This window comes from Selenomonas sp. (assembly GCF_052169755.1).
In the GTDB taxonomy this organism is placed as follows: domain Bacteria; phylum Bacillota; class Negativicutes; order Selenomonadales; family Selenomonadaceae; genus Selenomonas.
Genome location: NZ_JBQNBV010000085.1, coordinates 1 through 8,977 on the forward strand (window position 1 = coordinate 1; position 8,977 = coordinate 8,977).

Here is an 8,977-nt window from a genome sequence, read left to right on the forward strand (position 1 = left end):
CTTTGGGAGGTGCATACGCCGCAGGGGTTTCGCCGCGAGCTTTTGGTGCGCGCTTATGAGAAGGCGGCAAAGGACGGCTTCCTTGGCACGGACGATGCGAGTCTCGTAGAGCGTCTGGGTGAAGAGGTTTTTGTCGTTGAGAGTGACTATGGCAATATGAAGATCACGACGCCGGAAGATTTGCGGCTGGCGGAGGCGCTTTTGGCGCACCCTTAAGAAGTACGGATGAAATGAAGGTGACGATATGACGAGATTTGGCATGGGATATGACGTACACCGCTTGGTGACGGGAAGAAAACTCATCGTGGGCGGCGTAGACATCCCGCATGAATATGGGCTTTTGGGGCACTCGGACGCTGACGTGCTGCTGCACGCCGTTGAGGACGCGCTGTTGGGCGCGGCGGCGCTCGGCGATCTCGGCAGGCATTTTCCAGACAGCGATGCGCGTTGGAAGGACGTGTCGAGCATGAAACTCTTGGAGCATGTCGCAGCATTGATTCGTGAGAAAGGTTACTGCGTCGGCAACATCGACGCGACGATTGTGGCGCAGCGTCCGAAGTTCGCGCCATACATCGAAAAGATGCGCCAAAATATCGCCGGAACGCTCGATTTGGCGCTTGACCAAGTGAACGTGAAGGCAACGACGGAGGAGAAGCTCGGTTTCACAGGCGAGGAAAAGGGCATATCCGCCTATGCCGTCGCTTCTTTGGAGCGAATGGAGGAGAAATAAATGCTGAGGGTTTACAATACGTTGACGCGCGAGAAGGAAGAGTTCAAGCCGCTTGAGCCGGGCAAGGTCAGCATCTATTGCTGCGGCGTGACGCCGTACAACGATCCGCATATCGGCAACGCCCGCCCTTTCGTCACATGGGACGTCGTGCGCCGCTATTTGGAGAAAAAAGGCTATGCCGTGCGCTATGTGCAGAATTTCACGGATATTGACGACAAGATCATTCGCCGTGCGAAGGAAGCGGGCGAAACGTGGAAGGAGCTTGCCGATCATTATATCGCGGCGTATTTCAAGGCGATGGACGCGCTCAATGTGCGCCGCGCCGACGCCTATCCGCGTGTTTCGGAGCATATCGACGATGTCCTCGCCGTGATTGAGAAGCTCATTGCGAAGGGGTATGCTTATGCGCTGGAAGGCGACGTCTACTACAGTGTGGAGCATTTTGCAGGCTATGGCAAGCTCAGCGGCCGCGCCTTGGATGATATGCAGGCGGGCGCGCGCGTCGGCGTTGATGAGCGCAAGCGTCATCCGATGGATTTCGCGCTGTGGAAGGCGGCGAAGCCCGGCGAGCCTTTCTGGGAAAGCCCGTGGGGCAAGGGGCGTCCGGGATGGCACATCGAGTGTTCGACGATGTCGATGAAGTACCTCGGCGAGACATTCGATTTTCACGGCGGCGGCAGCGACCTCATCTTCCCGCATCATGAGAACGAGATCGCACAGGCGCAGGCGTGTACGGGCGACGATCACAGTTTTGCACGCTACTGGCTGCACAACGGCTTCATCACGATTCATGATGAGAAGATGTCGAAGTCGAAGAACAATTTCTTCACGGTAAAAGATATTTTAGAAAAATATGCGGGTGAAGTCGTGCGCTTCTTCATCGTGCAGACGCACTACCGCAGTCCGCTCGACTTCACCGACGAGCGTTTGACGGAGGCGCGGACAAGTCTTGCGCGTCTCAAGACTTCGTGGGACAATGCCGAAGAGCTGATGACGCATGACGATGCGGCTTCGGACAGTGCGAAATCCCTTCTGTCAGCGGCGATGCAAGAAAAGACGGCGTTTTACGAGGCGATGGACGACGACTTCAACACAGCGCTCGCCGTCAGCCGCCTCTTCTCGCTGTCAAAGGAAATCAACAGCTATTATCACGACGTCACGACGGGCGGCGCGGCTTTTGATGCGGCGAATTTCGCCAAAGTGCGCGCCATCTATGCAGAGATGGCGGAGGTCGTCGGCATTTTTGAAGCGAAGGAAGAAAAGGCGGACGATGGACTTGTTGACAGCCTTATGGAACTTCTTCTCAATCTGCGGCAAAAGGCGCGTGCGGAGAAGAACTGGGCGCTCGCCGATCACCTGCGCGATGAGCTGAAAGCGTGCGGCGTCGTCATCGAGGATACGCCGCAGGGCGCACGGTGGAAACGCGCATGAGGTTCGATCGTTTTCGCGCCATCGTCGGCGCGATGTTTACACCCGACGGCGAGGGCGGCATCGCCGAGCGCTACGACGGGCTTGATGTGCGTCTGGCGAGCCCTCTGGTGCTCGCCTATATCGGCGACGCCTACTTCCATCTCTTCGTGCGCACGCGGCTGCTTTCTTTCGAGCAGTCGCAGGTGCATGTGTTGAGCGACTTCGCCGCGCAGATCGTCTCGGCGGTCTGGCAGGCGAAGGCGTATCGGGCGATTGAAGCGCGGCTGACGGAGCGCGAACGCGCCGTTTTTCGCCGCGGCAGGAACGCCAAGAGCCATGCGCCGCGCCGCGCGAGTGTCGCCGAGTATCACGCGAGCACGGGTTTCGAGGCGCTTCTTGGCACGCTGTTTTTGGAAAAGGATATGGAGCGCTTGGGCGAGATCGCCGAATGGGCGTTTCAAGCCATCGCGCGTGATATGATGGAAGAGATCGCAAAAAAGCGCGAACGGCGCGTGAAGAAAGATGCATCGAATGATGCTGTGCAGCTTTAAGGAAGGAACAAAGCCGTGGAAATACAGTTGATTGCAAAGACGCCGAATTACCTCAAAACGTGTTGGACGGCGGCGCGAACCTGCTACAGCGCGGATTCGCCCATCGAGCTTCTCGCCGAGGAAAAGAGCGAGGCGGACATGCTGCGCCTGTTGGAGCGCATCATGACGAGCAAGCACCTCTCGGTCGTCGAGCATTGTTCGATGACGTTTGCCGTCAAGGGCGTCTCGCGCACGCTTCTCGCGCAGTATTCGCGCCACCGCATCGGCGTTTCCTTGAGCGTCCAGAGCCAACGCTACGTCTCGGAGCAGTCGGAAAAGCAGGCGGACGGCATCTTCGCCCATGTTGTGCCTGAGACGATTCGTGAGAAGGAAGCGGCGTATGTGCGCTATATGGAAACGATGCAGGTGATTCAGCGAGCCTACGACGATCTCCTCGCGCTCGGCGTGGCGAAGCAGGATGCGCGGTTCGTGCTGCCGGGCGCGGCGTGTACGAACTTCGTGACGACGCTCAACCTGCGCTCCTTCATGGACGTCTACGAAAAACGCGTGACGACGCCGGGAGCGCAGTGGGAGATCCGCGAAATGATGCTCTTGATGCGCGATCTCCTCGTCGAAAAAGAGCCGTGGCTTGCGAGGTACATCGTGAAGCCCGAAGCACATTGACATGTGGGAGTTGGTGCAAAGCGATGGAAAAGAAGAAGCGGACGAATCCGGCGAAGCGGGTAGAAATGCCGCATCAGCCGAAGCAGGTGCAAAAGAGCAGGAAAGAAGCGGCGCCTGCCGCGCCCGCAGCCGATGAGATCCTCGTCGGACGAAACGCCGTATGGGAAGCGCTGAAAGCGGGGCGCGGCATCAATCGCATCCTCGTCGCGCAGGGCGCGAAGGATGCGGCGCTCGCGCCGCTTCTCGCGCTCGCGCGTGAGCATGGCGTGCCCGTGCGTTTGAGCACGCGCCAAAAGCTCGACCTGCTTGCGCCCGATCTGCGCCACCAAGGCGTGCTCGCCTACGCTGCGCCTGTCGCCTACGCTTCGCTTGACGATGTTTTCAAACGCGCCGAAGAAGAGGGGGAGTCGCCGCTTCTCCTGCTGCTCGATGAGATCGAGGATCCGCACAATTTCGGCGCACTCCTGCGCACGGCGGATGCGGCGGGGGTGCATGGCGTGCTCGTGCCCGAGCGCCGGAGCTGCGCGCTGACCGCGACGGTCGCCAAGACTGCGGCGGGAGCTGTTGAGCACGTACCCGTCGTGCGCATCGGCAATATTGTGCAGGAGATGAAGCGGCTCAAGGAGCGCGGTCTTTGGTTCGTAGGCGCGGATATGGCGGGCGAGCAGGATCTTTTTCATGCCGATTTGACCGGCGCTTTGTGCATCGTCATCGGCAGCGAAGGCAAGGGGCTTGGCAGGCTTGTCAAGGAGACGTGCGATTTTCTCGTGCGCATACCGATGCACGGAAAGATCAACTCGCTCAACGCTTCCGTCGCCGGAGCGCTCCTCATGTACGAGGCGAGGCGCACGCGCCTTCTCAAAAAGGCGTAAGACGATGGCGAAGAAGCGTGAACACTTCATTATCGACGGCTACAACGTCATTCATGCGCTGCCCGAACTTGCCGCTCTCGCAGGCGATCTCGCAGAAGCGCGTGATCGTTTGATTCATCTCCTTATGGAATACGGCGCGTATGAAAAATACGATATGACCGTCGTATTCGATGCGCTGTTTGCAAGCGGCGAAGAGCACAGAGAACAGGCTGCGCCGCACTTTGAAATCATCTACACGGGCGAGGGCGTGACGGCAGACAGCTGCATCGAGCGGCTTGCTTATGAATCCGTGCGCGCCTCGCGCGAGGTGCATGTCGTGACGTCCGACGGCGCCGAACAGTCGGCGATCCTCGGCGCGGGCGCCTATCGCATCTCATCGGCAGAGCTTTGGCGGCGCGTGAAAAGGACGAAAAAAAAGATCGCCGACGAGTATCTGGGCGAGGTGACGCTGCCCCTTTTGCGCAACGAGGTCGGCTCACGCATCGACAGCCGAACGGCGGCAAAGCTCGATGCCCTGCGGAAAAAGCAGCGCTGAAAGGCAGACGAAAATACGCGGATAAATGAGAACAAAGAACAATAAAATGCGCCGAAGATGGAAAAAGCCGCGTCATGCTTGACGTTTCGGGCATCTCTGGGGTATAATCAAAGCTGTTAGGGAGAGACAGCGTTTTCTACGGATGCGGAAAACAACACGAATGGGGTCGATGCTATGGAAGCAGAAATGAAAGACGGCAACGATACACTGTTTGACGGATTTGATGGTCTGACGGATGAGGAAGTCATTTCCAGAATTAAAGAAAATTGCAGCAATATTGCTCTGGACTACCTGATCAACAAGTATCGCAACTTCGTTCGTGCGAAGGCTCGTTCATACTTTCTCATCGGCGCTGATCGCGAAGACATCGTGCAGGAAGGCATGATCGGTCTTTACAAGGCGATTCGCGACTTTCGAAATGACCGTCTGTCATCTTTCCGTGCGTTTGCCGAGCTTTGTGTGACGCGCCAGATCATCACGGCGATCAAAACGGCGACGCGGCAGAAGCATATTCCGCTGAATTCTTACATATCGCTCAATAAGCCGATTTACGATGAAGATTCGGATCGGACGCTCCTCGATATCCTGCCGGGTGCGCGCGTCTCGAATCCCGAGGAACTCGTCATCAGTCAGGAAGAATTCATCGACATCGAGGAAAAGATGGAGGAGATTCTGAGTGATCTCGAATGGCGTGTGCTCATGAGCTATCTTGACGGCAAATCGTACCAGGAGATTGCCGTCGATCTCGACCGTCATGTCAAGTCCATCGACAACGCCCTGCAGCGCGTGAAGCGCAAGCTCGAACGCTACATGGAAAACCGCGGGGACGAGGTTGACATCACGACGGTCTACCGCGGTTTGAGTACAATCAACCATCGTATGCACGACGCCCTTGACACTCAGATGCAGCGGAAATAGAGAGAGCAGCCGCTTTCAGCCAAGGCGCTTGGCGTGAGAGCGGCTTTTTTACATGTTGCATCTTGTGACGGGATGCTTTTCGGCAGAGAATTTCGGTGAAGTGAAGGTGAATCGGATGGAAAAACTGAAAAAAATACGCAAGCTCGATTGGTTCATTCTCATCGCGGCGGTCTGGCTCATATCTACGCTCGACTACAATAATCTGCAGACCATTGACATCGCTTACCTCGTTTCGATGGCATTGTGGACGGTGTTCCTCATCCTGCGCGTCGTCTTTGATCTGCCGCGCGAAAAGAAGAATGGCGTCGGTGAAGAATAAAGGCGTGTATGTGCTGAAATCTGCGGTTATGCAACGGACGATAGGAGAATCTTCATGAGAAAAATTATGCTTGTACTTGCGGCGTTCGTTGTCGTTTGTGCCCTTTTGACGGGATGTGCGGCGGGACAGCCGAGTGCGGCGGGCAAGACGGAATCGGCGCAGGCGAAAGACGGCGCTTTGGAAGTCAAGGTGCTCGATGTCGGACAGGGAGACGCCATCCTCATACGGACAGCGGACGAGGTTATCTTCATCGACACGGGAGATGTCGACGAACATCCAAAGCTCGAAGCGGCGCTCAAAAAGGAAAATATCAAGACGGTTGACAAGCTCATCATCACGCACCCTCATGCCGATCATTTGGGCGGAGCTTCCGTCATTTTCAAGAACTGCGAAGTCAAGGCGGTTTACGACAACGGCGAGCCGACGACGACGAAACTCTACCGTGACTATTTGAAAACCATCAAGGCGAAGGGCATACCCTACAAGGCGCTTGTTGACGGCGATGTGCTCGACTTTGGCGGCGGCGTTTCTTTCCGCGTTCTCGGTCCGACGGCTCAGATGGTGAAGGAGGGCGGCAAGAAGAACGGCAAGCCGAATCTCAACATCAATTCGATCGTCGGCAGACTCGAATACGGCGACTTTACCATGCTCTTTACGGGCGACGCAGAAAAGGAGACGGAGAAGGCTGTGCTCTCGCATCACAGCGCTGCTGAGATCAAAAGCCTTGTCCTCAAAGCGCCGCATCACGGCAGCAAGACTTCGTCGACGGCGGCATTTTTAAAGGCGGCGGCGCCCGAAGCGGTCGCCATCTCCTGCGGTGCAGGCAACGAGTATGGGCATCCGCACAAGGAAGTCCTCGAAAGATACAAGAAATTCAACATCAAGGTCTATCGCACCGACCAAGGCGGCACGATCGCCGTGATCTCAGATGGCAAGACCTATAACGTGAAGGAGGAGAAGTAAATGGCATTTGCCGTCATTGACCGTTTCGAAGCGGATAAAGCGGTTCTTCTCGTGGGCGAGGAGGAAAAGAAGGTTGTTTTTCCTGCAGATGAGTTGCCTGTTGGGCTTTCTGAGGGCGACTATATCCGATGGGAGATTTCCTTCGATGAAGAGCGTACGAAGGAGGCGCGTGAAGAAGCGGCGGCTCTCTTGAAGGATCTCAAGGGAGAGTGAGCGCGGTGAAAGGCGGCGTATGTGCGCCGATCTTTGCCATTGGAGTTTGACGCTCTTCTGTGTTTTGATAGGAGTGGTTTTTTTGTTTCAGCGATTTTTTTTGGTTTGCAGTCTTTTTTTGCTGATCTTTTCGCTTGCTGCGCCGCAGGCATACGCTGCGCGCCTGCATGAGATTCATGATCTTCAGACGCAAGTCATAGAGGAAAATGGGCGTGCGGTCCTGCGCATTGAGATCGGTATGAATCGAGAGGATATTTCTTATACAGTGCAGAAGGATCCCGCCAAGCCAAAGCATTTGATCGTTGCTTTGCAGGATGCGCAGATCGGCGCTGCGCCGAAGGACGTGACGCTCGATGGCGCACTCGGTCGCTTTATGACGCTGCGGCCTGCGGGGCAGCGTCATGTAGAGATCATGGTGGCGTTCGCCTCTGATGTGGATGAGCAGAATTACGCGGTCTATACGCTGCCTGCCGACCGCAGTGCGAAGAAGCCGTATCGCCTCGTCATCGACGTCATGACGCCCGTCGCCGCACCTGTGCCGGAACCTTTGACAGCAGACGGTATCGAAGGCGTTGCGGGACATACGATCGTGCTCGATCCCGGTCATGGAGGCAGCGACTCGGGCGCTGTCGGTCCGAGCGGCGTGCGCGAAAAGGATGTAGCGCTCCAAGTCGCGAAGAAGGTACAGCGCCTCTTAGAAGGCGCGGGCGCACATGTGGTGATGACGCGTACGACAGATCGCGACGTCTATGGTCCGAATGCCACGTCGGGGCAAGAGCTGCAGGCACGCGTCGATGTGGCTGAACGTACGCCGGGAGCGGAGTTGTTTTTGAGTATCCACTGCAACGCATTTTCCAATCCTGCGGCGAACGGTACGGAGACGTATTCCTATTACGATTCCGTCGAGGGCGGCAGACTCGCTTTTCTTTTGCAGAAAGAGCTTCTTGAAGCAGGCGGTTTGCGGGATCGCGGCACGAAGGAAGCGAACTTCTATGTGCTCAAGCACTCAAGCATTCCGGCATCTCTCGTGGAGCTTGCTTTTATCTCAAACGAGCGCGAAGAAGCTCTTTTGACTTCGGATGACTTCCAAGATAAGATGGCGTTTGCCATAGCGAAGGGACTCAGTCGTTTCTTCATCGGCGGATAAGCGCAGAAGTTTACGGCTGTGCGTGACGGCTGAATATATTCTGAAAGGTTAGCGAAAAGAAAGGCGGTTTCTTTAGAATGAATATCATGAAATCTATGCTCGCCCTCGTCATGCTCTGTACACTCCTTTTTGCCGCGGGCTGTGAAAAGGACAATGCATCGAAGGATGGTGCAGCTCCGGCTTCGGAGAAGGCGGCGGTCACGGAAAAAAAAGACGCAGAAAAAAAGGACAGTGCGGCAAAGGCGGCAGAAAAAATCAACATCAAAGTTTACTATCCTGACGACAACGGTATGAAGCTCATCGCAGAGACACGCACGATTGAGACGAAGGGCGATAAGTACAAGGCAGCAGTGGAATCGCTGCTTTCCGGAGCGAAAGCAAAGGGGGCAATTACCATCATCCCCAAGAAAGCGAAGATCAAGAGTGTCGAAGTCAAGAACGGCATCGCGACGGCCGACTTCAATGACGATCTCATCAAGAATTTCACCGGCGGTTCGACCGGCGAAGAAATGCTTGTCGGCTCTATCGTCAATACGCTGACCGAGTTCCCTGAAGTCAAATCGGTGCAGATTCTTCTTGATGGGAAAAAGGTTGACTCTCTCGGCGGACACCTCGACACATCTGCGCCGCTCAAGCGCATGACGGAGCTTTTGTGA

The 8,977-nt window shown here is 56.1% G+C and carries 13 protein-coding genes; all 13 read left to right on the plus strand.

Annotated features, from left to right (window positions below):
• Positions 1–216: IspD/TarI family cytidylyltransferase (locus tag ACTTKG_RS07005; protein ID WP_442673518.1), on the plus strand; the 216-nt coding region annotated here is incomplete at its 5' end.
• Between the two features lie 28 nt (positions 217–244).
• The gene (ispF, locus tag ACTTKG_RS07010) at positions 245–730 is read left to right on the plus strand and encodes a 2-C-methyl-D-erythritol 2,4-cyclodiphosphate synthase (RefSeq protein WP_442673519.1); all 486 of its coding nucleotides are present in this window, start codon (positions 245–247) and stop codon (positions 728–730) included.
• Complete coding sequence (gene cysS / locus ACTTKG_RS07015) at positions 731–2,161, plus strand: cysteine--tRNA ligase (RefSeq protein WP_442673520.1); 1,431 nt, start codon at positions 731–733, stop codon at positions 2,159–2,161. It begins immediately after the preceding gene.
• Positions 2,158–2,691, plus strand: coding sequence for a Mini-ribonuclease 3 (locus ACTTKG_RS07020; protein WP_442673521.1), 534 nt, complete (start codon positions 2,158–2,160; stop codon positions 2,689–2,691). Before cysS ends, ACTTKG_RS07020 begins: the two co-directional genes overlap by 4 nt.
• A 15-nt stretch (positions 2,692–2,706) precedes the next feature.
• Positions 2,707–3,354 carry an FAD-dependent thymidylate synthase gene (gene thyX, locus ACTTKG_RS07025; protein ID WP_442673522.1) on the plus strand — a complete coding sequence of 216 codons (648 nt, stop codon included), beginning with the start codon at positions 2,707–2,709 and terminating at the stop codon, positions 3,352–3,354.
• Between the two features lie 23 nt (positions 3,355–3,377).
• Positions 3,378–4,226 carry a 23S rRNA (guanosine(2251)-2'-O)-methyltransferase RlmB gene (rlmB, locus tag ACTTKG_RS07030; protein WP_442673523.1) on the plus strand — a complete coding sequence of 283 codons (849 nt, stop codon included), beginning with the start codon at positions 3,378–3,380 and terminating at the stop codon, positions 4,224–4,226.
• Positions 4,227–4,230: 4 nt separating this feature from the next.
• The gene (locus tag ACTTKG_RS07035; RefSeq protein WP_442673524.1) at positions 4,231–4,761 is read left to right on the plus strand and encodes an NYN domain-containing protein; all 531 of its coding nucleotides are present in this window, start codon (positions 4,231–4,233) and stop codon (positions 4,759–4,761) included.
• A 174-nt stretch (positions 4,762–4,935) separates the two neighbouring features.
• The gene (gene sigH / locus ACTTKG_RS07040; protein ID WP_442673525.1) at positions 4,936–5,679 is read left to right on the plus strand and encodes an RNA polymerase sporulation sigma factor SigH; all 744 of its coding nucleotides are present in this window, start codon (positions 4,936–4,938) and stop codon (positions 5,677–5,679) included.
• Between the two features lie 52 nt (positions 5,680–5,731).
• Positions 5,732–5,998, plus strand: coding sequence for a hypothetical protein (locus ACTTKG_RS07045; protein WP_442673526.1), 267 nt, complete (start codon positions 5,732–5,734; stop codon positions 5,996–5,998).
• Positions 5,999–6,052: 54 nt separating this feature from the next.
• Positions 6,053–6,961: a ComEC/Rec2 family competence protein gene (locus tag ACTTKG_RS07050; RefSeq protein ID WP_442673527.1), complete on the plus strand. Its 909-nt coding sequence runs from the start codon at positions 6,053–6,055 to the stop codon at positions 6,959–6,961.
• Positions 6,962–7,174, plus strand: a complete 213-nt coding sequence (locus ACTTKG_RS07055; RefSeq protein WP_442673528.1) for a DUF3006 domain-containing protein — start codon at positions 6,962–6,964, stop codon at positions 7,172–7,174. It abuts the gene before it with no gap.
• A 73-nt stretch (positions 7,175–7,247) separates the two neighbouring features.
• Positions 7,248–8,321, plus strand: a complete 1,074-nt coding sequence (locus ACTTKG_RS07060; protein WP_442673530.1) for an N-acetylmuramoyl-L-alanine amidase family protein — start codon at positions 7,248–7,250, stop codon at positions 8,319–8,321.
• Positions 8,322–8,398: 77 nt separating this feature from the next.
• Positions 8,399–8,977: a GerMN domain-containing protein gene (locus tag ACTTKG_RS07065; protein WP_442673529.1), complete on the plus strand. Its 579-nt coding sequence runs from the start codon at positions 8,399–8,401 to the stop codon at positions 8,975–8,977.